The organism is Pseudomonas helmanticensis, assembly GCF_900182985.1.
GTDB lineage: Bacteria > Pseudomonadota > Gammaproteobacteria > Pseudomonadales > Pseudomonadaceae > Aquipseudomonas > Aquipseudomonas helmanticensis.
This window is the reverse complement of sequence record NZ_FXUY01000001.1, coordinates 4,078,978-4,102,726: the sequence shown is the minus strand read 5'-3', so window position 1 is coordinate 4,102,726 and position 23,749 is coordinate 4,078,978. Positions and strand designations below refer to the sequence as shown.

Annotated in this window: 21 protein-coding genes; 15 read left to right on the top strand and 6 right to left on the bottom strand. The window is 59.0% G+C overall.

The features are described 5' to 3' along the window. Positions 1-7: 7 nt before the first annotated feature. A complete protein-coding gene (locus tag QOL84_RS18310; RefSeq protein ID WP_007917657.1) occupies positions 8-823 on the bottom strand; it encodes an ABC transporter ATP-binding protein in 816 nt (271 codons plus the stop codon). Then, positions 820-2,418 carry an ABC transporter permease gene (locus QOL84_RS18305; RefSeq protein WP_283438097.1) on the bottom strand — a complete coding sequence of 533 codons (1,599 nt, stop codon included), beginning with the start codon at positions 2,416-2,418 and terminating at the stop codon, positions 820-822. Before QOL84_RS18305 ends, QOL84_RS18310 begins: the two co-directional genes overlap by 4 nt. Before the next feature lie 391 nt (positions 2,419-2,809). Between QOL84_RS18305 and QOL84_RS18300 the strand changes: the two genes are divergently transcribed. Further along, positions 2,810-3,823 carry an ABC transporter substrate-binding protein gene (locus QOL84_RS18300; protein WP_283438096.1) on the top strand — a complete coding sequence of 338 codons (1,014 nt, stop codon included), beginning with the start codon at positions 2,810-2,812 and terminating at the stop codon, positions 3,821-3,823. Between the two features lie 151 nt (positions 3,824-3,974). On the opposite strand, the gene QOL84_RS18295 is transcribed toward QOL84_RS18300, so the two are convergent. Beyond that, the gene (locus QOL84_RS18295) at positions 3,975-4,895 is read right to left on the bottom strand and encodes a LysR family transcriptional regulator (protein WP_053116485.1); all 921 of its coding nucleotides are present in this window, start codon (positions 4,893-4,895) and stop codon (positions 3,975-3,977) included. A 181-nt stretch (positions 4,896-5,076) separates the two neighbouring features. Between QOL84_RS18295 and QOL84_RS18290 the strand changes: the two genes are divergently transcribed. Continuing rightward, positions 5,077-5,997 carry a TauD/TfdA dioxygenase family protein gene (locus QOL84_RS18290; RefSeq protein WP_283438095.1) on the top strand — a complete coding sequence of 307 codons (921 nt, stop codon included), beginning with the start codon at positions 5,077-5,079 and terminating at the stop codon, positions 5,995-5,997. A 105-nt stretch (positions 5,998-6,102) separates the two neighbouring features. Here the strand turns inward: QOL84_RS18290 and QOL84_RS18285 are convergent, their stop codons facing one another. Both QOL84_RS18285 and QOL84_RS18280 read right to left on the bottom strand, forming a co-directional pair. After that, a complete protein-coding gene (locus QOL84_RS18285; RefSeq protein WP_283438094.1) occupies positions 6,103-7,719 on the bottom strand; it encodes an alkaline phosphatase family protein in 1,617 nt (538 codons plus the stop codon). Positions 7,720-7,909: 190 nt separating this feature from the next. Beyond that, positions 7,910-8,854, bottom strand: a complete 945-nt coding sequence (locus QOL84_RS18280; RefSeq protein WP_283438093.1) for a LysR family transcriptional regulator — start codon at positions 8,852-8,854, stop codon at positions 7,910-7,912. A 165-nt stretch (positions 8,855-9,019) separates the two neighbouring features. On the opposite strand from QOL84_RS18280, the gene QOL84_RS18275 reads away from it, so the two are divergent. From QOL84_RS18275 to QOL84_RS18215, 13 genes are all read left to right on the top strand, one after another. Beyond that, entirely contained in the window at positions 9,020-11,380 is a 2,361-nt protein-coding gene (locus QOL84_RS18275; protein WP_283438092.1) for a TonB-dependent receptor, read from the top strand. A 23-nt stretch (positions 11,381-11,403) separates the two neighbouring features. Beyond that, positions 11,404-12,747, top strand: a complete 1,344-nt coding sequence (locus tag QOL84_RS18270) for an aryl-sulfate sulfotransferase (RefSeq protein WP_283438091.1) — start codon at positions 11,404-11,406, stop codon at positions 12,745-12,747. Positions 12,748-12,936: 189 nt separating this feature from the next. After that, on the top strand, positions 12,937-13,263 hold the full coding sequence (locus tag QOL84_RS18265; RefSeq protein ID WP_034151843.1) for a hypothetical protein: 327 nt from the start codon (positions 12,937-12,939) through the stop codon (positions 13,261-13,263). Positions 13,264-13,643: 380 nt separating this feature from the next. Further along, positions 13,644-14,453: an energy transducer TonB gene (locus QOL84_RS18260; protein ID WP_283438090.1), complete on the top strand. Its 810-nt coding sequence runs from the start codon at positions 13,644-13,646 to the stop codon at positions 14,451-14,453. A gap of 44 nt (positions 14,454-14,497) precedes the next feature. Then, positions 14,498-15,223, top strand: a complete 726-nt coding sequence (locus QOL84_RS18255; protein ID WP_283438089.1) for a MotA/TolQ/ExbB proton channel family protein — start codon at positions 14,498-14,500, stop codon at positions 15,221-15,223. Between the two features lies 1 nt (position 15,224). Beyond that, positions 15,225-15,626: an ExbD/TolR family protein gene (locus QOL84_RS18250; RefSeq protein WP_003220570.1), complete on the top strand. Its 402-nt coding sequence runs from the start codon at positions 15,225-15,227 to the stop codon at positions 15,624-15,626. A gap of 366 nt (positions 15,627-15,992) precedes the next feature. Then, the gene (locus tag QOL84_RS18245; protein WP_283438088.1) at positions 15,993-16,574 is read left to right on the top strand and encodes an alpha/beta hydrolase; all 582 of its coding nucleotides are present in this window, start codon (positions 15,993-15,995) and stop codon (positions 16,572-16,574) included. A 51-nt stretch (positions 16,575-16,625) separates the two neighbouring features. Further along, positions 16,626-17,546 (top strand): sigma 54-interacting transcriptional regulator, encoded by a 921-nt coding sequence (locus QOL84_RS18240; RefSeq protein WP_283438087.1) that lies wholly within the window; start codon positions 16,626-16,628, stop codon positions 17,544-17,546. 258 nt (positions 17,547-17,804) lie between these two features. After that, the gene (locus QOL84_RS18235; RefSeq protein ID WP_016985636.1) at positions 17,805-18,602 is read left to right on the top strand and encodes a MetQ/NlpA family ABC transporter substrate-binding protein; all 798 of its coding nucleotides are present in this window, start codon (positions 17,805-17,807) and stop codon (positions 18,600-18,602) included. Positions 18,603-19,267: 665 nt separating this feature from the next. Further along, the gene (locus QOL84_RS18230; RefSeq protein WP_283438086.1) at positions 19,268-19,933 is read left to right on the top strand and encodes an amino acid ABC transporter permease; all 666 of its coding nucleotides are present in this window, start codon (positions 19,268-19,270) and stop codon (positions 19,931-19,933) included. Further along, entirely contained in the window at positions 19,914-20,573 is a 660-nt protein-coding gene (locus tag QOL84_RS18225) for an amino acid ABC transporter permease (protein WP_283438085.1), read from the top strand. Before QOL84_RS18230 ends, QOL84_RS18225 begins: the two co-directional genes overlap by 20 nt. After that, positions 20,570-21,352, top strand: coding sequence for an amino acid ABC transporter ATP-binding protein (locus QOL84_RS18220; protein ID WP_283438084.1), 783 nt, complete (start codon positions 20,570-20,572; stop codon positions 21,350-21,352). The genes QOL84_RS18225 and QOL84_RS18220 overlap by 4 nt, the downstream gene beginning before the upstream one ends. Continuing rightward, complete coding sequence (locus QOL84_RS18215) at positions 21,349-22,221, top strand: transporter substrate-binding domain-containing protein (protein WP_283438083.1); 873 nt, start codon at positions 21,349-21,351, stop codon at positions 22,219-22,221. Before QOL84_RS18220 ends, QOL84_RS18215 begins: the two co-directional genes overlap by 4 nt. Before the next feature lie 221 nt (positions 22,222-22,442). On the opposite strand, the gene QOL84_RS18210 is transcribed toward QOL84_RS18215, so the two are convergent. Next, positions 22,443-23,639, bottom strand: a complete 1,197-nt coding sequence (locus tag QOL84_RS18210; protein WP_283438082.1) for an AAA family ATPase — start codon at positions 23,637-23,639, stop codon at positions 22,443-22,445. Between the last annotated feature and the right edge of the window lie 110 nt (positions 23,640-23,749).

The window sequence follows — 23,749 nt, the reverse complement described above, 5'->3', positions numbered from 1 at the left end:
CTCCTGTTCAGCAGGCAATGAACGTCAGCGGCAGATCACGAATCTGCACCGGCACGCTCGGTTGGTAATGGTCGTCACTGGTCAGTTCGTGCAGCAGCTCTTCACGCAACTGATGGAAGTCGAAACTGCTGCGCTGGCGCGGATGGGGCAGGGCGATGTCGACCACTTGCTTGATCCGCCCCGGACGCGGCTCCATCACCACCACGCGGTCGGCGAGGAAGATCGCTTCTTCGACGTCGTGGGTGACGAGGATCGTGGTGATCTTCGCGCGGGCGCGGATCGCCAACAGTTCGTCCTGCATTTGCTGGCGTGTCAGTGCGTCGAGCGCGCCAAAGGGTTCATCGAGCAGCAGAATTCGTGGGCTGGCGACCAGACCGCGAGCGATCGCCACACGTTGCGCCATGCCGCCGGAGAGCTGGTGCGGATAGGCGCGAGTGAAGTCGCGCAGACCGACCAGATCAATGAAATCGTCGATGCGTTTTTGCTTTTGCGCAGCGCTCAACGGCTCGTTGACCAGACCCAGGCCAATGTTGTCGGCGACGGTCAGCCACGGGAATAAACGGTGTTCCTGAAAGACAATGCCGCGTTCGCCGCCGATGCCGCTGACAGCTTTGCCGTCAACAGTGATCTGCCCACGAAATTGCGTATCGAGGCCCACGAGCAAGCGTAATAACGTCGATTTGCCGCAGCCGCTGGAGCCGACGATGGCGACGAATTCGCCCTCGGCGATGTCCAGATTGAATTCACGAATCGCCTCCAGTTCGAAACCGTCGACGTCGAAGGATTTGCCTACGTGGTTGAAGCTGACAATCGGTGCGTTCATGCGTGTCTCCAGCGGGTCGCGCGAATTTCCAGGCGTTGGCCAATGAGGTTGAGCAGGGCGCCGGTGAGGCCGACGAAGAGCATGCCGGCCATGATCAGATCCATGCGCAGCAGTTGTTGTGCGCCGATCATCTGGCTGCCGATGCCGCCATTCGACGGCATGAAATATTCAGCGCCGATGGTGCCGAGCCAGGCGTAGATCAGACTCAGCCTGAGGCCGGCGAAAATCCCCGGCGCGGCGCCCGGCAGCACCAGGCGACGCAAGCGCTGGCCGAGGCTGAGGCGCAAGACTTGCGCGGCTTCGTTCAGTTGCGGTGAGAGATTGGCGACGCTGCGTTGCGTGGCGATGAACAGCGGGAAGAACGCGGCGAGGGCGACGAACACCCACTTCGCCAATTCACCCAGACCGAACCAGGCGGTGAGCAACGGCACCCAGGCGAAAATCGCGATCTGGCGGATGGCGGCGAGGGTCGGACCGAGCAGGCGTTCACTGGTGCGCGACAGCCCCAGCAGCAAGCCGAGGGCGAAACCGAACCCGCCACCCAGCAGCAAACCACCGAGGGTGCGACCGAGGCTTAGCGCCATGCCACTGATCAACGTGCCGTCAAGCAAACCGTCCCAAGCAGTGATCAACACGGCCAGCGGGCTGACCAGAATGTTGTTATCGACCCACTGCTGATCGTTCGCCAGTTGCCACAACGCCAGCAAGCCCAGCGGCAACAACCACGGTTGCAGGCGCTGCCAGCCTTGATAGCGCGGGCCTCGCCGAATCTCGGCAGTGGCGGGATGTGGCCAGTGCACCAGTTTGCGGTCCAGCAGCCCGATGCCGCGATCCATCGCCACGCCGATCACACCGATGACCACGATGCACACGAAGACGATGTCGAGCATGAACAGCTGGCGCGCCCAGACCATCAGGTAACCAATGCCTTCGCTGGAAGCGAGCAACTCGACCGCCAGCAACGACGTCCAGCCGGCTGCCAGCGCCAGACGCACGCCGGCCATGAACGCGGGAAGGGCGGCGGGCAAGACCAATCGACGAATCAGCAGATGCGGCGGCAGGCGCAAGACGGCGGCAGCCTCGCGCAGTTTCGGCTGTGCGTCGCGCACGCCAACCAGTGTGTGCAGGGTCACGGGGACGACGATGGCTTTGATCAGCACCACCAGTTTCAACACTTCGCCGATGCCGAAAAACACCATGAACAGCGGGATCCACGCCAGCGTCGGCACCTGCGCCAGACCGGCGAAGGTCGGGAAAATCAAACGTTCCAGACGGCGACTGAAACCCAGCGCCGCACCGAGTAACGCACCGGCGCAAACCCCTGCGAGCAAGCCCCAGAACAATCGCTGCAGACTGATCCACAAATGGCTCCACAACTCGCCATGCGCCAGTTCGACGGCGCTGTTCCACACCAGTGATGGCGCGGGCAGGATCTGCTCGCTCATCCATTGGTTGCGCGCTGCCAGCCACCACAAAACGAACAGGCCGATGGGCAGCAGCCACGGCAACAGGCGTTGGTTGATGGTTGGCGAAATGCCTTGGCTTTTCAGCGGTGGCGCCGGCAGCGGCAAACTGAGCAGGGATTGACGGGCCATGGGTGACCTCCGTTGTCGGGTTGGATCGAGATCGAGTCAAGATCAAAGATCGCAGCCTGCGGCAGCTCCTGCATGGGATTGCGTCGCCCCTGTAGGAGCTGCCGCAGGCTGCGATCTTTAGCGGTATTAGCTAAAAACAAATAGTTATAACAATATCGATATAGATTCTTTTAAGAGATAAGCGAGGCCATTTAAGGCCTCCAGACCACACGCATCCAATGCATTCGGAGAATATTTTCCATGCTGTTAATGCATACGCCGCTGCAAGCCCCGCTTTTGCTTGCTTAGCTTTAAAAGCTATAAAAATGTGCATTTATAGTATTTAAGTGAAGGTGTGCATTCAGCCTACTTTCGGCTCCTCAACGCCTGTCGTGATCAAGGAGCAGCACCCATGAACCTTCCCTTCAAACGTGTTTTCAGTCTGTTTGCCGTTCCTGCACTGGCGGGCCTGCTGGCGTTCACCGTTCACGCCGACGAACTCAAGGAAATCAGGATCGCCGTGCCCGACCTGAGTGCCGGCACTCAGCACAGCGGTGGCGGTGTGGTCGACGTATTGCGCGATCAGCAGATCTTCGAAAAGGCCTTCGCCGATCAGGGCATCAAGATTCAGTGGAGTTTCTTCAAAGGCGCCGGACCGGTGATCAATGAGGCGTTCGCCAATGGCCAGGTGGATCTGGCGTATCTGGGCGATCTGGCGGCGATCATCGGCAAGTCCAATGGTCTCGATACCCGGTTGCTCAGCGCGAGTGCGCGTGGGGTGAAGCAGTATCTGGGCGTAGTGCCTGGCTCGGGGATCAAGACCCTGCAGGATCTGAAGGGCAAGCGCGTGGCGATCTTCCGGGGTACTGCGACGCAACTGTCGTTTGACGCGGCGCTGGCCAGTCAGGGCTTGAGCGAGAAAGATCTGAAGGTCATTAACCTCGACTTCACCGGCGCGACCGCAGCGCTGGCGGCCAAACAGATTGATGCATCGTGGGGCAGTTCCGGGTTGGCGGCGTTGCAGACCAAGGGCCTCGCCGAGTTGCCGTTGAACACCAAGGATCTCGGTGGTGCTGGCAGTGTGCAGTCGGTACTGGTTGGCACCGGCAAGTTTGTCGATGCGCATCCGGAGGCAGTGGCGAAGTTGTTGAAGGCGCAGCAGCAGGCAGTGGAGTGGCTAACGCAGGACAGCAACAAGGACGCCTATGTGCAATTGGTGTCGGGGCTGGCGAGTTATCCGCCGGTGATTCTCACTGAAGATCTGAAAGATCAGAAACTGAGCGAAGTATTCCCGTCGACGCTGGATCCGGCGTTCCTGGATAGCTTGCAGGACAAGGTCGATCTGGCGGCGCAGCAGAGACTGATTCGCAAGCCGTTCAAGGTTAATGAATGGGTGGCGCCGGAGTTGGCCGCGGCGAAGCTTTAAAAACAAAGATCGCAGCCTGCGGCAGCTCCTACAGGGGAACCGATCGTTCCCACGCTCTGCGTGGGAACGCATCAATGGACGCTCTGCGTCCGCTTTGGGACGCGGAGCGTCCCGGGCTACATTCCCACGCAGAGCGTGGGAACGATCCTCTTTAAACAGCGACGCGATGTTCCTCTCGATCCACCGCCACCAGCGTCTCAATCATCGCCCGCGCCGCCGGCGACAGTCGAAACCCGGTACGGCTGACAATCCCGCAACGCGCATTCATGCTCTCCAGGTTCTGCGGCAAATTGCGCCAGTGCAGCAGCACCAGCGAACCCTTGGCAATGTCCTCGACAAACGCCTCTTCCGTACCGACGCCAATCGCATTCGATTGCAGCACCACTTTCACCAGCGCCGGAAAATGCTCGGTCTCGATGGTCGGGGAAAAATCGATGCGTCCACTGAGGTTCGCCAGCAATTTACGAATGCCCGGCGGGATCCGCGTGGTCGCCAGCGGGTAGTCGAACATGTCGTTGGTCGACAGGCTTTCCTTGGCCAACAACGGATGCCCCGGACGGCAAAAAAACACTCCGCGTTTCGGTGTCAGGGCTTGAGTCTGAAAGTTCGGATCCGCCTCGAAATGGCGGATGTCGGCGATGAAGAATTCGATCTCTTCACGGCTCAGCGCGCGGCTGAGTTTTTCCCAGTTATCCACTTGAAAACAGGTGCGCACTTTCGGGTGCGCATTGATGAATTGCGCCACTGCATCCGGCACCAGTTTCACCGCCGGCGCCGGGCCGCAGCCGAAGTGCACTTCGCCGGCATCGAGCTTGGTCATCTGCGTCACTTCCGCGCTGAGCATCGCCGCGCCTTGTACCAGGCTCAGGGCGTGTTGCAGCACCACTTGGCCTTCGGGGGTGGGGCGTAAATCCTTGTTGCCGCGATCCACCAGCACGCAGCCGAATTCTTGCTCCAGCCCTTGAATACTGCGGCTGAACGCCGGTTGAGTGATGCCCATCGCGTCCGCCGCACGGACAAAACTGCGGTGTTCGTTGAGGGCGATGAAGTAACGCAACTGGCGAAGATCCATATGCTTTTCCGGCATCCTAAAAATAGCTCGAAGGCATTTGCGACGAGGGTTGCTAGAGGTTTTAAATGCAAGCTCTTATTCCGTCAACGAAGCATGTGAATATCTATTAGATGTAAATGGAATATAGATAGAGCGTTGTTTCGCTGCCGTCCAACCGTAAGCAGTCGATGAGGGTCTACCCATGAGCAATGCCGCACTCGCTGTAAAACCCGCTGTCCACGCGCTGGAAATTCACCCGGTGGCCGGTCGTATCGGCGCCGAGATTCGTGGCGTGCACTTGTCCGGTGAGCTGGACGCCGCCACCGTCGAAGCCATCCAGCAGGCTCTGATTCAATACAAGGTGGTGTTCTTCCGCGAACAGACCCAGCTCGACGATCAGCGTCAGGAAGCCTTCGCCCATCTGCTCGGCGAACCTGTGGCGCACCCGACCGTGCCGTCGCGTGAAGGCACGCGCTATCTGCTCGAACTGGACGGCGCTGAAGGTCAGCGCGCCAACTCTTGGCACACTGACGTGACCTTCGTCGATGCCTACCCGAAAGCCTCGATCCTGCGTTCGGTGGTGGCCCCGGCATTCGGTGGCGACACCCTGTGGGCCAACACCGCGACGGCGTACAACGGCCTGCCGAGCGAGCTGCGTGAACTGGCCGATAAACTGATCGCCGTGCACAGCAACGAATACGACTACGCCAGCGCCAAGCCTGACGTCTCGGCGGAGAAGCTTGAGCTCTATCGCAAGGTCTTCACCTCGACCGTCTACGAGACCGAGCACCCGGTGGTGCGTGTGCACCCGATCAGTGGCGAGAAGAGCTTGTTGCTCGGGCATTTCGTCAAACGCATCAAGGGTTATTCGCAGGCAGATTCGGCGCACCTGTTCGGCTTGCTGCAGAGCCATGTGATTCGCCAGGAAAACACCGTGCGCTGGCGCTGGCAGGCGGGTGATGTGGCGATCTGGGATAACCGCTCGACGCAGCATTACGCGATTGATGATTACGGCACTCAGGATCGGGTGGTGCGTCGGGTGACACTCAAAGGTGAAGTGCCGGTGGGTGCAAACGGGCAGCGCAGTCAAACCATCAAAGGCGCAGATATCGTCGGCGTCTGACCGGACTTGGCACCTGTAGGAGCTGTCGAGTGAAACGAGGCTGCGATCTTTTGATTTCAAAGGTCAGGATCAAAAGATCGCAGCGTGCCGCAGTTCCTACTGGAATCACCAAACGCCGATCTGCACGACCTTCTCGGTTTCCGGCTCACCGTAACGAAACCGCTGCCCACGCAAATCTATCTCCTGATGACTGATCGTCGTGCGTCGTTTCAACCCCCGCACCCACTCGAACAAATACCCCGCATGCTCCTCGCGCACCGCTGCGAATTCCGGGTCATCACCCAAATCATGCAGCTCCTGCGGGTCATTGAGCAGATCAAACAACTGCGGCCGAAAGCCGTCGTACGCCAGGTATTTCCAGCGCTCGCTGCGCACCATGGTCATGCGGCAACGGTCGATCGGCTGACCCAGTCGCTCTCGCGCCGGTGCCTGAAAGGCGTAGTCGTATTCGCTGATCGCATAGCGGCGCCAGTCCGGGTTTTCGCCATGAAGAAGCGGGATCAAAGAGCGCCCTTCCAGTCGATGCGCCGCATCCGGTAATCCCAGCGCTTCAAGGAAGGTCGGCAACGCATCGATGGTTTCCGCCAGCCGATGGTCCACCGTTCCGCGCGTGAGATCCGCCGCCGCCCGAGGGTCACGCACGATCAACGGCACACCCACCGCCTGCTCCAGCAAGAACTCCTTCTCACCGAGCCAATGATCGCCGAGGAAGTCGCCGTGATCGCTGGTGAACACGATCAGTGTGTCGTCCCAACGGCCGTTGCTTTGCAAAAAGTCGAACAGACGCCCGAGCTGATCATCCACTTGCTTGATCAAGCCCATGTAGGTGGGAATTACAGTCAATCGTACTGAATCGCGGGAGAAGTTGAGGCTTTCCTCGTGCTGGCGAAAGGCAGTGTATACGGGGTGTTTGCTGGCTTCTGAGGGCGCCGCGCGGACCGCTTCGAGAATCGATTTCGTACTGTACAAGGCGTGGTATGGAGCTGGTACGATGTAAGGCCAGTGCGGTTTGATATAGGAAAGGTGTAAACACCAGGATTTCTCACCTTGCTCGGCGATGAAGTCGATGGCTCGATTTGTAGTGTAGACAGTCTCTGAGTGTTGCTCGGGAATTCGTGCTGGCAAATTCGCATGACGCATTTGCCAGCCACTGAGGATTTCACCGTTTTCGCCTTCGGCGGCATTGGCCCAGTCGTGCCAGGGGTTTTTGCCGTCGAAACCCTGCTCGCGCAGATAATGGGTGTAGGGCGCGGATTCGCGTTTGTCGGCGAACAGCGGATCGTCGGGATAGATACCGTCGTGGCGCATGTACGGTTCGAAGCCGACTTCGTTGAGGATTTCCGCTTGTTGGCTATCGGGATTGATCGCCAGCCGCTGCAAGGCATCCACGTTCGCCGTTGCGTGGGTCTTGCCGACCAATGCAGTACGGATGCCGTGCGGGCGCAGGTAATCGCCGATGGTCAATTCTTCCAGTGGCAACGGCACGGCGTTCCACGCCACCTGATGGCTGCTGACGTAGCGCCCGGTGTAGGCCGACATTCGCGACGGGCCGCAAATCGTGCCTTGGGTGTACGCGCGGCTGAAACGTACGCCGGCGGCGGCCAGGCGATCGATGTTCGGTGTGTGCAAATGCGGGTGGCCGTAGCAGGACAGGTAATCGCGGCGCAGTTGATCGCACATGATGTACAGCACATTGCGCACGGGGTTTGGCGGGGTGGGCATGGGGTTCACCGGTCAGTGGGACAGGCGAGGGTTTTCGCTTTCGGTGGGGGTGTTCGGCAAGTGCATTTGGGGAATGGGGTTTATGCAGGGAGTGCATTGGTGCCCGGGCAGCCGCTATCGCGAGCAGGCTCACTCCTACAGGGGAATGCATTTCTAATGTAGGAGTGAGCCTGCTCGCGATAGCGGTCGATCAGACAGCGAGTCCGTCCAGTGAACACACCTCCTCATCCACCGCATCAATCGCCTTGATCTGCTCAATCATCGCCTCCGCCAGCGGCGACAACCGATACCCCGCGCGGCTGACGATCCCATAGCGCGTATACAACTCCTCAAGATCATCCGCCAACCCTTCAATGCGCAAACACACCAGTTCACCCTTGGCCTGATGCAGTGCATCCGAATAGGCGCCAACAATCCCGATCGCCTCCGAACGCAACACCACACTCAGTAGGCTGGAGCTGTTTTCACACTCCACATTCGGGGTGAAATCCGGCCGCCCGCTGAGATCGACAATCACCTTGCGCAAGTTCGGCGGCCGAATGCTCACCGCCAGCGGATAGCTCATCAATTGCTCAGCAGTGATTCGATCAAAAGCCGCCAACGGATGCCCCGCGCGGCAGCAGAAATGCCACTTGCGCGGCCGCAACCGGTGCGTCAGGTAATCCGGATCGGCTTCAAAATGCCGAGTATCAGCAACGAAGAATTCAAACTCTTCGCTCAGTAAGCGTTTGCTCAAACTCTGCCAGTCATCGACCTGGAACTGAACGCGCGCTTTTGGATAACGCCCGATGAAGCTGCCAATCGCGCGCGGGATCAAACCCGCCGCTGGCGCCGGCCCGCAACCGAAGCGCAGTTCCCCCGCCTCCAGCCCATTGAACTGGCTGATCTCGTTGGCCATTTGCTGCGCGCCACTGACCAGCCGCCGCGCGTGCTCAAGCAGCACCTGGCCCTGTTTGGTCGGCGGCAATTCCTTGCGCCCGCGATCAACCAACTGACAGCCGACGCTGTGTTCCAGCGCCTGAATGCTGCGGCTGAACGCCGACTGCGACAGGTTCACCGCCTGCGCGCCGGCAACAAAGCTGCGTTGCTCAGTTAGGGCGATGAAGTGACGAAGTTGTCGCAAGTCGATATGCATTTTTCACATAAAAAATATCCGGGAAATGCATTGGATATGCATTAGGTCGACTCCTTATAAAGGCAATCTCTTATGCAGTAAATATTTGTAAATCCATAAATAAATAACTTAAAAGAATATGCAGCGCTGAAGATGTCTGTGTGTTTTTTGACCAGGAGCCGCGCCATGAGTCCGTTGAACCTCGCGTCACCCCTAACACCACGACGGCTCAAACGCCTGCCTCTGGCCCTGTTGCTGGCAGGGAGCGCCAGCTGGACGCACAGCTACGCGGCGGAAACGCAAGCGCCGACGCCGGTACCCGCAGGCAAACCGGTGGCGAACAGTTCGCAGTTGGAAACGGTCACCGTTACCACTCGCCGCCGCGAAGAAAGTTCGCAGGACGTGCCGACACCAATGAGCGTGGTCAGCGGCCAGAATCTGGAGACGCAACGGGTTTACCGGATTCAGGATTTGCAGCAACTGGTGCCCAGCGTCAACGTCGCCTACATGCACGCGCGGCAGTCCAGCGTGTCGATCCGTGGCCTGGGCAACAACCCGGCCAGCGATGGTCTGGAAGGCAGCGTCGGGTTGTACATCGACAACGTCTATCTGGGCCGCCCGGGGATGGCGGTGTTCGACTTGATGGACATCGAACAGCTCGAAGTTCTGCGCGGGCCGCAGGGCACGTTGTTCGGCAAGAACACCACCGCCGGGGTGATCAACATCAGCACCCGCGCGCCGACGTTCACGCCTGAGCGCAGCATCGAAACCTCGGTTGGCGAGGATGGTTATTTTCAAACCAAAGGCACGATTTCCGGGCCGCTCAACGATGAATTGGCCGGACGTTTTTCGGCGTATCGCACGCGCAGCGACGGCGACATCAAGAACGAATACAACGGCCATGATCTGAATGGCGGCTCGCGCGATGGCTTCCGTGCGCAGTTGCTGTTCAAGCCGAATGAAGACTTCAACCTGCGCTGGATCGGCGACTACAACGAAGAGGATTCCAGCGCCGGCACCCGCGTGTTGTACAACACCGGGCCGACCATCAATGGCGTCAATCTCTACTCGGCGCGGGCGGCTGCCGCTGGCGCAACGCTGGTCAACGGTTCGCACCGCAAGGTCAATCTGGACAGCGACCAACACGTCACCGTGCACCAGGGCGGCACCTCGGTTGAAGCCAATTGGGCACTGCCGAGCGATTTCACCCTGACCTCGATCAGCTCGTATCGCTTCTGGAATTTCACCCCGAAAAATGACGATGGTCTCAACGTCGCGTCGACTTACAACGCTGGTGTATCGGTAGAAGACAAACAGTACTCACAGGAATTTCGTCTGGCTTCGCCCAAAGGCGAGTTCTTCGATTACGTTGTTGGCGCCTACTACTTCGGCAACGATCTGGACAACAAATCCTTCGCCTATTACGGCCCGCAAGCGGATATCTGGAACGGCACGCCGGCCGTTGCGCTGGCTAACATTGGCAGCGTCGGCAACGGCCATATCAAGACCGACAGTTTTGCGCTGTTTGCCCAAGGCACCTGGCACCTCAGCGAGCGTCTGGATTTCACGGCCGGCGTGCGTGGTACTTACGAAGAGAAGAACGCCTGGGTCACTCGCGATGCGCCGGTCGGTGGCGCGGCGGTGGCGGGTGCAGCGGCGACGGCGCGACGCGGTCGTGCCGGTGCCTACGATTCCGGCGACTTGAATCAGTACAGTTCCAGCCCGTCCGGTTTGCTCAACCTCAGCTATCGCATCACTGACGATTTACTCGGTTACGCGACCGTGTCCCACGGTGAAAAATCAGGCGGCGTTAACCTCTCGGTCGGCTCTGCACCAGCCGCCGGCGCTGACTCGCTGCTGATCGGCACCGAACGCGCAAACAACGCCGAACTCGGTTTCAAAAGCACGCTGTGGGATCGACGTTTGCAGCTTAACGCCAACGTATTCTGGACCCAGGTCAACGCCTATCAGACCAACGCCTACGACGACGTCAACCGCGTGCAATACCTGACCAACGCCGGTTCGGTGCGCTCGCGCGGCACCGAGTTTGAAAGCACGGTGATCCCGTTGCGCGGCCTCACGCTGAACTTCAACGGCTCCTTCAACGACGTCAGCTACCTCTCCTACAAAGACGCGCCATGCCCGCCGGAAATCAGCCAGGCGCCGGGTGCCCCAGCCTCTTGCGACCTCAGCGGCCATCAAGTGGTCGGCGCTTCGAAATGGATCGGCAACGCCAACGGTGAATACAAATGGAATCTTGATAACGGCTTCGAACCCTACGTCACCGGCAGCTACGCCTTCCGCTCGAAAGCCGTCGGTACGGTCGAGGATTCCGACTACGGGCAGATCCCGAGTTACGCAGTGGTCAATCTCTCCACCGGCCTGCGCGGCGACTTCAACCAAGGGCAGTGGGACATCTCGCTGTGGCTGAAAAACGCCTTCGACAAAACCTACTACACGACCCTGTGGACGGGCGGCAACGGCGGCTATGAAGGCTTGCTCGGCACGCCAAGAACCCTCGGCGTCACCGGTCGCTACGACTTCTGATTCGTCACTCAAGGAGCTGCACCATGTTACGTATCAAAACGGCTTTTGCGCTGTTGTTGTCCGGCGCGGTGTTCAGCGCTGGCGCCTTCGCCGCGCCCAGCGTGTACCCGACCGGCGTCACTCGGTACGACCCGGACAAAGCGTTCAATCAGTACGTGATTTTCAGCGGCGCCGACAAGCAGACGCACTTGATCGACATGAACGGCAACGAGGTCAAAACCTGGCCGCAGGCAGGTTTCCCGTCAGCGATCATCGACCCGAAACTGGTCGACGGCGAGCGCGGGCATGTCCTGCTGCAACTGAGTGACAAGGACCCCGGCAAGCTCGGTTCGGCTGGCAATGGCCTGGGCAATCAGAGCGTCGGCGAACTGGACTGGAATGGCAAAGTCGTCTGGCAATGGGGCGACAAGGCGCCCGGTGGCGCAGCGCAGCAGCATCACGACCAACGCCGGTTGAGCAACGGCAACACGGTGGTGCTGGCGAACAAAGTGCACCCGATCAAAGGCTTCAAAGTCCCCGAGGTGATCGACGATGCAATCTATGAAGTCAGCCCTGACGGTGAAGTGAAATGGCAGTGGCTGGCGTCGGAGCACCTCAACGAATTCGGCTTCACGCCAGAGCAATTGAAACTGGTGCGAGGGAGCGAGGATGCCGACTACCTGCACATCAACAACCTCAGTGTGGTCGGGCCGAACAAGTGGTTCGATGCCGGCGACAAGCGTTTCAATCCGGACAATCTGCTGTTCGATTCACGCAATGCCAACTTCATCGCGATCATCGACAAGCACAGCGGCAAAGTAGTCTGGCGTCTGGGGCCGAACCTGCCATTGGCCAGCCCGAAAACCGCACGAACCTTGCCGCGTCCGGTCGATCAGTTTGTCGGTCAGCATGACGCCCATATCATTGCGGCCGGGTTACCGGGCGCGGGCAATGTGCTGGTGTTCGATAACCAGGGTTCGGCAGGTTATCCGAACGTCACCCTCGGGCTGATTTCCGGTTCACGGGTGCTGGAAATCGACCCAGTGAAAAATGAAATTGTCTGGCAGTACAGCGCCGCCAATTCGAAGCAACCGGGATGGGCGTTTTACAGCTCGTTCATCAGCAGCGCGCGGCGTTTGCCCAACGGCAATACGTTGATCGATGAAGGCATGAACGGGCGGTTTTTCCAAGTAACGGCCAGCGGTGAAAACGTCTGGGAATACGTCAGCCCGTACCTCGGCAAGGCGCCGGGCGGTGACGCCATCAGCAACTGGGTGTATCGCGCGCTGCCTGTGAGTTATGACTGGGTGCCGCAAGGTACACCGCGCTCCGAGACGGCGGTGATTGCGCCTGGCATCGCAATACAACAGACCAACGCCAGTCGCTAGTTTAATTGGAATTAATGCTCGAATGATTGGCGATAAGTTATGAGCGAGTTGAATGGTGCTTATTGCGAATTGGTTAGTTGCTCGTGTGGACAATGACTGGATGTCGAACCATTCTCTGACTCGTGAGTTTCCAGGAGGAAACTTGCTCTCATCGGAAGACACTTATCCAACGATAAAGGGAATCTAGTTATGTCGAGCATTAATGGCAATTACGTAAACGCTAACGCTGGCGCGAAACTGACGATTACCGATGGCAACGATTCCAACGGCACCTTCAGCGGCAAATTCAGCCAGAATGGCGTGAATTACGACATCGCCTACGGTCACTACCATTTCCAGAACAGCACCGGGCAGCCTACGATCATCACGTTCACGGCTCTGAATGACGGCACTGGCTATCAGTCCTGGACATTGTTCTCGCCGGATCACAATTACTCGAAAGTTCGTGCGGTTGGCTCGCGCACCAACTTCGACGGTGATGTTGTTGGCGTCGCAGGGGAGTTCGTCAAGCAATAAAAGTTGATTAAACCCAAAGGCCGGTGCACGAAGGTGCACCGGCCTTTTTTGTTATTTCTGGAAAATAATAATCAACTATCTACTTGGTATTAGTTGTCCGGCGAAACCGGGTCAGCCGCATTCGATGCGTTGCATGAATACTTTCAATGCCTGAAAAGCATGTATTTTTGCAACCTGCGCTGCAGCCCCCGTACGACGTGGCTTTGGCGGAATTGATCAATTTACATATTCCATAAATGCCTATGCATAACGTTAAAGATTACTTTCGGAGATAAGTGCCAAGCCCAATGATTCACCCAGCGATCTGCCGTGGGGGCTTCAACAAACGGTCGATCGGCATCTTTTGTAGAGAACGCAAAAAGACCGCAGGGAGTGAATCAATGGGCAATGTCCAGACCGCCGCCAGCGCAGAGGAATTGCTGTGGCGTCAGACGCCGAGTGGCGAACTGGTCGATCTCGGCCGGCCGCACCGTGTGCCGTTGGGGCAGCAGAGTTTGCAGCGTGCCCCCAAAGGCATCTTGAGTCGGCGCGAGGCAATCCTGCTGGGTGTGCTGGCGTTGTTGGCGCATGGCGCGGTGATCTACTGGATCAATCAGCAGCCGACGCCGACGTTGCCAATCGTGCCGCCGGAAATTCCACCGATGACCATCGAATTCTCGCGCCCGGCACCGCCAGCGCCACCGGTTGTCGAGCCGCCGCCACCTGCGCCGGTGGTGGAGCCGCCACCACCGGTAGAGGACGAACTGGCCGTCAAACCACCACAGCCGAAGCCGATTCCAAAACCGAAACCGGTGGTTAAACAGCCGCCGAAACCCGCACCGAAGGCTGTCGAGCAACCACCGGCACCGCCACAGCCAGCCGCTCCGGTCGCCGCGCCAGCGCCTCCGGCACCTCCTGCGCCAGCACCGGTAACGCCGGCCTCGGCCAACGCCGCGTACCTGAAAAACCCGGCGCCGGAATATCCGTCGCTGGCCCAGCGTCGAGGTTGGGAAGGCACGGTTTTGTTGCGGGTGCATGTGTTGGCCAGCGGCAAACCGGGCGAGATCCAGATAGCCAAAAGCAGTGGCCGGCAACAACTCGACGATGCGGCCCTAAGCGCCGTCAAACGTTGGAGTTTCGTCCCGGCCAAGCAGGGTGATGTCGCCCAGGACGGCTGGGTCAGCGTGCCCATCGATTTCAAGATTCATTAAACCGAAACCAAATTCGCGCGAAACGTTTACACGAGGGAATCATCATGACGTTACTGGCATCTCCACTGGAATCCATCGAAAGCGCGGTGATCTGGCTGCTGGTGGTTTTTTCCGTCGCCACCTGGGGCCTGGCATTGCTCAAGGCTGTGCAGTTCGGTCGCCTGAAGGCACAGGATCGCAAGTTTCATAAACGTTTCTGGGCGGCGTCGAGTCTCGATTCCGCCGCTGAATTGAGCGAAACCCAACCCGGCGCTGCGGCCCGGGTGGCACAAGCCGGTTACGCAGCGATTCAAGTAGGTGAGGCGCCACAGGCCGCGGATCTGAGCCAGGCGATCAACCATCAGGATCGCCTGGAGCGTGCGTTGCGTCAGCAGATTGTCCGCGAACGCCGTTCGCTGGAAACCGGTCTGGCGGTGGTTGCGAGTATCGGCAGTACGTCGCCGTTCATTGGTTTGTTCGGCACGGTGTGGGGGATCATGGAGGCGTTGAAAGGTATCAGCGCAGCGGGTTCGGCGAGCCTGGAAACGGTCGCCGGCCCAATTGGTGCGGCACTGGTCGCCACCGGTGTGGGGATCGCTGTCGCGGTGCCGGCGGTGCTGGTTTACAACTACTTTTTGCGTCGGTTGAAACTGACGGCGGCGGATCTCGATGACTTCGCCCACGATTTCTACAGCCTGGCGCAGAAGAGTGCGTTCCGCGTGCTGATCCACCCGACCGCGCACAAGGTTGCAGCGCCGGGCAACGCGGCAAAAGTGAAGGAGGCGTCCTGATATGGCCTTCTCCACGCAAGACAGTGATGAGGTGCTCAGCGAGATCAATGTGACGCCGCTGGTGGATGTGATGCTGGTGCTGCTGGTGGTGTTTATCGTCACCGCGCCGCTGCTGACCAACGCGATACCGATCAACCTGCCGAAGACCGAAGCGGTGGCGCCGGTCGAGCAGAAGGACCCGCTGGTGGTGAGCATCGATGGCGCCGGCAAACTGTTTATCAACAAGGATGAGATTCAGCCGGACTTGCTGGAATTCAACTTGAAGTCGGCGAAAGCCAAGGACCCGGAAGTGCGCGTGCAATTGCAGGCCGATGACGGGGTGAACTACGGCGAAGTGGCGCGCGCCATGGCCTCGATCGAGCGCGCGGGGATTACCAAATTATCGGTGATCACCGCGCGGTAAAAGCTTTCATGTTTTTCCGGGGCCGTCTCCTTGGCAGGGTGCGGCCCTTTTTTTTATTTATTGCGTTGAAAAAGCCCCTCACCCTAGCCCTCTCCCAGAGGGAGAGGGGACTGATCGAGGTATTTGGTAGACGTACGCCGACGTGGGATATCGAGTCGAACTCAAGATTTGAACGGCATGAAGATCGGCTCCTTTTCCCCTCGCCCCCTTGGGGGAGAGGGCTGGGGTGAGGGGGAAAAGATTTCAACGCACGCACAAATCTCATATTCAATTCAGGTCTTAATAAATAGCTTCTTATTCCTTAACGAATATAAATCCTCTCCCTATACTCGTTCAGGAACAGACACGACGCAGGAGAGCTTCCCCATGCGCAACGAATCAATCCGCTACCTGATTGTGCCGGGCTGGCAAGGATCGCCAGATGATCATTGGCAAACCCATTGGCAGAACAGCCTGCCGAACAGTGCGCGGGTCGAGCAGGCCGATTGGCTGACGCCGCGCCGCGAAGACTGGGTGGCGGCACTGGCGGATGCGATCGCCGCCGACAGCACGCCGGTGATCCTCATCGCGCACAGTCTCGGCTGCGTCACCGTTGCTCACTGGGCCGCCACTGCGCCGTTGCAATACCTGCGTCAGGTGCGCGGTGCCTTGCTGGTCGCGCCAGCGGATGTAGAACGTCCGACCTGCGCCCCGGCATTGCGCAATTTTGCCCCGATCCCGACGGATCTGCTGCCATTCCCAAGTCAGGTCGTCAGCTCCGACAACGACGCCGCCGTCAGCGCCCCGCGAGCGCTGCAGCTGGCGCGTAACTGGGGCGCCGAGGCGGGCATTCTCGGCGGTGCCGGGCACATCAATGTGAAGTCCGGGCATCAGCGTTGGGAGCAGGGTTTTGCGTATCTCTATCGCCTGCAAAACCGTATGGAACACCACGCCCGCCGTCGCGCCTGATTTTTTCTTTCAACGCCCCCGTCTGCCGGCGGTTTTGGGCGGGAGTCTGCCATGAGTTTCGAAACTTTCGGTCAGCCGTTGCTGACCTTTCCCGATGCGGAAAAAAGCCCCCTGAGCATTCGCGCCAAAGCGCTGGTGTTCGTCGATCCGCGTTCGCGGCAATTACGTGAAGAACTCGAGCATCTGGCGCCGCGCTCGATTTCGGTTTTGATCCGTGGCGAGACCGGTACCGGCAAGGAGTTGCTCGCCCGGCATATCCATCGCGCCAGTGATCGCAGCGGTTTGTTCGTTTCGGTCAATTGCGGCGCCATCAGCCCGACCTACGCCGACGCGGAATTATTTGGCTACGCCGCCGGCGGTTACAGCGGTTCGGCCAGCAGTCGCGCTGGCTGGTTCGGTTCGGCCAATGGCGGCACGTTGTATCTGGATGAGATCGGCGACCTGCCGCTGCCGATCCAGATCAAACTGCTTGCCGCTTTGGAAAACCACGAAGTCACCCGCGTCGGTGCGCATCAGCCGAGCCCGGTGGATGTGCGCCTGGTGGCCGCGACCAGCATCGATCTGGCGCAAGCGGTCGACGCCGGGAAATTCCACGAGCGGCTCTATCATTACCTCAGCGAGGGACATCTCGAGCTGCCAGCGTTGCGCGCGCGTACCGGCGATATCCTCTCGCTGGCCGAATACTTCCTCGGCATCTACAGCCAGCGTCTGGATCTCCCTGTGCCACTGATCAGCGAAGCCGCGCAGCACGTGCTTGAACAGCACAGTTGGCCGGGCAACACCCGCGAACTGGAAAACGTCATTCACTTCGCCTTGCTGGTGAGCACTGGCGACGAAATCCTCCCGGAGCACCTCAATCTGCCGCCGCTACTGACGCAGATCGAGGCCCAGATCAAGCAGATCCTCTCCACCGGCTCGACAACCGACCAGACCGCCCTCAAGCAACTCCTGAAAAACACCGGTCTCCTGTAGGAGCTGGCGCAGCCTGCGATGTTTTGACCCTGCTTTGGCGATTTAACCTATTGAAAATCAAAAGATCGCAGCCTTCGGCAGCTCCTACACGTCTAAATCGGGTGTATGAACAAAATGGAATAACAACGTGAATAAACGTTATTGTCCGGGAATAAAAAATACCGGTATTGTCCGCTTCACGCCAGAGATAGCACTTCACTGGCACTCGTATTAAATGCCGTCGCCATTCGCGACCGTGATTTTCGATAAGGACACTGCATGAAAAAGGTTCTGTTGTTTACCGCATTGGCGGCTGCTCTGACTGCTTCTCTGGCCAACGCCGGCGAGAAACTGGTGGTTGCCGCGACCCCGGTTCCGCACGCTGAAATCCTCGAGCTGATCAAGCCGACCCTGGCCAAAGAAGGCGTAGATCTGGAAATCAAAGTCTTTACTGACTACGTTCAGCCGAACGTACAGGTGGGCGAGAAGCGTCTGGACGCCAACTACTTCCAGACCCTGCCGTACCTGAACAGCTTCAACCAGGGCAAATACAAGGACGACAAATCCAAGTACCTGGTGACCGTGCAAGGCGTGCACGTTGAACCGTTCGGTGGTTACTCGAGCAAGTACAAAACCCTGGCTGAACTGCCGGACGGCGCGACCATCGCCATCCCCAACGAAGGCAGCAACAGCGGCCGTGCACTGATCCTGTTGCAGAAGGCTGGTTTGATCGAACTGAAAGACCCGAAAAACGCCCTGGCAACGCCGAAAGACATCGCCAAGAACCCGCACAACTTCAAGTTCAAGGAACTGGAATCGGCGCTGCTGCCACGCGTTCTGAAAGAAGTTGATCTGGACATGATCAATACCAACTACGCGCTGGAAGCCAAGTTGAACCCGACCAAGGACGCTCTGGTGATCGAAGGTGCTGACTCGCCTTACGTGAACTTCCTGGTGGCCCGCGAGGACAACAAGAACAGCGACGCGATCCAGAAACTGGCCAAAGCCCTGACCAGCCCGGAAGTCAAAGCGTTCATCGAGAAGAAGTACAACGGCGCGGTACTGCCGGCGTTCTGATCTGACGCTTGAGTGAACCCCTTCAAGGTATGAAAACGCCGATGGCCAGCGACGGTCATCGGCGTTTTTGTGTGCGTGCGCAAAGCGGCCCTCACCCTAACCCTCCCGAAACGTCGGACCGCCCAGAGGTAGAGGGGACTGAATGGGGGATATTGACGCAATACGCCGACGTGAAAGATCTCTGCCGAATCCATAATCGACTCGGTCTTTCAGGTCGATGTATGACGCCAGACACCTCGCTCAGCCCCCTCTCCCTCGGGGAGAGGGCTGGGGTGAGGGTGCTCTTGATTCTCAGGCCACCTGAGCCTTCAACGCCCGGCGCAACGCCACGAGCAATTTCACAATGTCCTGCGGATCCAGTCGCTGCGGCACTTTTACGTCCATGTTGTCTTCCTTGTTATGGTTTGGCCGGGGGAGTCTGGCCAAAAGCTGTTCATCCTTGGAGGGCTTTTGTGAAAAAAAGATCCGTCCTACAGCGCAAAGGAAAATAGCCTTCTTATTCCTTCCCGGCAAACCTACAAGATAGTTTTTTGGGTGATATCAATATGCTTTAACGGTATTTAAATTCTGGTTTTTATACCTATAAAGTCATCCCCTGCCGGACAGCCATCCGCTGTCCATGGACTGCATCACCGCCGCTTACCGAGCGACGTCCAGGACGTTTCATGACCTTCGATTACGCTTTCATCCTCAGCACCCTGCCGGCGTTTCTCAAAGCCGTGGGCGTGACGCTGCAGGTCGGTTTCATCGCCATCGGTACCTCGTTACTGGTGGCGCTGCTCAACGCGACGATTCTGGTATTCCGCACGCCTTACCTGCAAAAGCTGGTCGGCCTGTACGTGGAACTGGCGCGTAACACGCCGCTACTGATCCAGCTGTTCTTCGTCTACTTCGCCTTGCCGGCAGCGGGAATTCAGGTTTCCGGTTTCACCGCCGCGATCATCACCATGACCTTTCTCGGTGGCGCCTACCTCACCGAAGTGCTGCGCGCCGGCGTCGATGCCGTACCGCAGGCGCAGCTGGAATCGGGACGCTCCATCGGCCTGTCCCACGGCCAATTGCTGCGCTACGTGATCCTGCCGCAAGCGGGGATCCTCAGCCTGCCGTCGCTGTTCGCCAATTTCATTTTCCTGCTCAAGGAAACCACCGTGGTCTCGGCGGTGGCGGTGCCGGAAATCCTCTACACCACCAAGAGCTACATCGCGCTCTATTACAAAACCTACGAAATGCTCGCCGTGCTGACGCTGATCTGCGTGCTGTTGTTCTTGCCGCTGTCGCTGCTGCTCAGCCGTCTGGAAAGGAGGCTCCAGCATGGCCAGTTCGGGTCTTGAGTTGCTCTGGGTGTCGTTGCCGCAATTGGCCAAGGGCGCCGGGCAAACCTTGTCGATCTCGTTTCTGAGCATCGCCATCAGTACGATCGGCGGCGTGCTCTACGGCGTGTTGCGCACGCTCAACATCACGTGGCTGAACGCGATTCTGCGGGTGTATCTGGAGCTGTTCCGGGCGATTCCGGTGCTGGTCTGGTTGTATCTGTTGTTTTTCGGCTTGCCGATTTTCTTTGGTTTGAGCATTCCGAGTTTCTGGTGCGCGGTACTGGTGCTGTCGCTGTGGGGAGCCAGCGAGGTTGGCGAAGTGGCACGCGGTGCGCTGCATTCGTTGCCACGCGGCCAGCGTGAGGCGGGGCTGTCGATTGGCCTGAATACTGCGCAACTCTACGGCTACGTGCTGTTGCCGCAAGCGCTGAAACGCATGACGCCGCCAACCATCAACGTCTACACGCGGATCATCAAGACCAGCTCGCTGGCGGTGCTCATAGGTGTGGTCGACGTGATCAAGGTCGGCCAGCAGATCATCGAGCGCACTTACGAATCGGTGTTGATCTACGGCGCGCTGTTCCTGTTTTTCTTCTTCATCTGCTACCCGCTCTCGGCCGCCTCGCGCGTGCTGGAGCGGCGCTGGACGCCAGCATGAGCGCATTGATCGAGTTTCACGGCTTCAACAAATTCTATGGCGAGCAGCAAGTGCTCAACGGCATCGACCTGCAAGTGCAGAGCGGCGAAGTGATCGTCATCCTCGGCCCTAGCGGCTGCGGCAAAAGCACTTTGCTGCGGTGCCTCAACGGTCTGGAAGAAGCACACAGCGGCAGCCTGAAATTTGTCGGCCGCGAGCTGCTGGACAAAGCCACCGACTGGCGTGACATCCGCCAGCAGATCGGCATGGTTTTCCAGAGTTATCACCTGTTCCCGCACATGAGCGTGCTCGACAACCTGCTGCTCGGCCCGCTGAAGGTGCAGAAGCGCCAGCGCCGCGAAGCGCAGCAGCAAGCTGAGGCCTTGCTTGAACGCGTAGGTCTGGCCGACAAGCGCGATGCATTTCCGCGCCAGCTCTCCGGCGGCCAGCAACAACGCATCGCCATCGTCCGTTCGTTGTGCATGAACCCAGGGGTGATGCTCTTCGATGAAGTCACCGCTGCCCTCGACCCGGAGATGGTCAAGGAAGTCTTGCAGGTGATTCAGGGCCTGGCCCGCGAAGGCATGACCCTGTTGATTGTCACCCATGAAATGGCCTTCGCCCGCGCGGTGGCCGACCGCATCGTGTTCATGGATGCCGGGCGCATCCTTGAACAAACCCCGCCCGAGATTTTCTTTACGAACCCGCAAACCGCACGCGCGCAGCAGTTTCTGGAGAAGTTCTCCTTCGTTGCAACACTGCCAAAAACGAATCCGACAAAGGAACTGGAACTGTTATGAAAACGGCCACTTTTTTACTGCCCTTGCTCAGCCTCGCCTTGCTCGCTGGTTGCAGCAAAACCGAAGAACCACCGAAGCCGAAAGTCGCCAGCGAAAGCGCTGCGCCAGCTGGTTATCTGGACAAGATCAAGGCCCGCGACAAGCTGATCGTCGGCGTCTTCACCGACAAGCCGCCGTTCGGTTTTGTCGATGAGGCCGGGCGTTACGTTGGTTTCGATACCGACATCGGCCGGCGCTTCGCCAAGGATCTGCTCGGTGACGAGACCAAGGTCGAGTTCGTTGCCGTCGAGCCAGCGAGCCGTATTCCGTTCCTGCAAAGCGATAAGGTCGACCTGATCCTCGCCAACATGACCGTGACCCCGGAGCGCAAGGAAGCGGTGGAGTTCACCAACCCGAACCTCAAGGTTGCCGTGCAGGCACTGGTACCGCAAAGCAGCCCGGTGAAAAACCTTGATGACCTGGCGACTCGCACCACCATCGTCACCACTGGCACCACCGCTGATATCTGGCTGACCAAAAACCACCCGGACTGGAAACTGCTGAAGTTCGAGAAGAACTCCGAGTCGCTGCAAGCCTTGGCCAACGGTCGTGGCGATGCCTATGCGCAGGACAATCTGGTGCTGTTCAGCTGGGCCAAGCAGAACCCGGGGTACCGCGTGCTGGAGGACAAACTCGGTGCAGAAGCGCCGATTGCGCCGGCGGTGAAGAAGGGCAATATCGAACTGCGTGACTGGGTGAATACCGAGCTGACGAAGTTGGGTGAAGAGAAGTATCTGCTCAAGCTGTACGACCAATACGTGCGTAAAGAACTGAGCGATGACACCAAGCCTGAGAGCGTGATTGTTGAAGGGGGCAAGTGGCAGGGGTGATTGTCTGTGGGGCGGTGGTGAGGCTTGGCCCTCACCCCAGCCCTCTCCCGGAGGGAGAGGGAGCCGACCGAGGTGTCCTGCGTCACACATCGACCTGAAAAACCGAGTCGATTATGGATTCAACACAGCAAGATCAGGTTGGTGCACCTCGAATATTCAACTCGGTCAGTCCCCTCTCCCCCCGGGAGAGGGCTAGGGTGAGGGGCTTTTGACCGAAGCACTCAGTCCGGCCAATACCACGCCGGCGTCTCCAGCACTTTCTGCCCGACAATCCCGGTCTCCCCCAGCGTCTTCTCCAGCACAATGCAATTGCATTCCTGATCCTCCTGCAACGCCGAAATCAACCGCCGCGCATGCGATACCACCCACACCTGACACTGCTCCGAGGCGCGAATAATCAACCGCGCCAACGCCGGTAGCAGATCCGGGTGCAAGCTGGTTTCCGGCTCGTTCAGCACCATCAGCGACGGTGGCCGCGGCGTCAGTAGCGCCGCAACCAGCAGCAGATAGCGCAATGTTCCGTCCGACAACTCCGCCGCCGACAGCGGCCGCAACAAGCCTTCCTGATAAAACTCGATAGCAAATCTTCCGCCGGCCTGAGCTTCGATATGCAGGCGCGCGCCGGGAAAGGCATCGGTGATGGCGGCGCGCATCGCCTCGCCGTCGCCGATTTCGATGATGGTCTGCAACGCGGCCGCCAGATCGCGTCCATCGTGATGCAGAACCGGCGTGCGCGTGCCCAGTTGTGGCTGACGCACCGGCGCGTCGGCATCGCTGCGAAAGTGATCGTAGAAGCGCCAGCGACGGATGAACTCGCGCATCTGAAACACTTCCGGCGAGCTGCGCAGGCTGCCGACCTGATCGAACAGGCTGTCGAAGTTCGGCGTGTGCTGCGCCAGCACATCCCATTTGCGCTCGGCGCGTGCGCGGATCATCGGCCCGTCGCGATCGACCAACAGGCTGGCTGGCCGGTAATGCGGCCCGGCCCAGATGCATTCGCGTTTGATCTGCGGGTCGAGGCTGAAGCGGGAGGGAATTGGCCGCGCATGTTCGGGCAGCATGAAATGGCCATTGGAGTCGGGCAGACCGAGGCTGATCGAATAGCTGAAATCTTCCCCGGCGAATCCCAGGCGCAGACGCTTCACACCTTGGCGCACTGTCGATTGGATCGGCACCTCGCCGTTGCGCATGCGCCGGCTGATGGTTTCCGGCCCGGCCCAGAAGGTCGAATCCAGTCCGCCCTCGCGGGCCAGCGCATTGACCACGCCGCCCTGCGCGGTTTCCGCCAGCAGGCGCAAAGCTCGATAGAGATTGGACTTGCCACTGCCGTTGGGGCCGGTGATCAGGTTCAGCCGGCCGAGCGGGATCACCAATTTATTGATCGAGCGGTAATTGGCCACCGCCAGGGTTTTAAGCATGAGTGTCCTTCTCTGGATGCACTGAATCCGCCACAGAATACCTCCTGTGTAGGAGCTGCCGCAGGCTGCGATCTTTTGATCTTTGAAAACACCATCAAAAGATCGCAGCC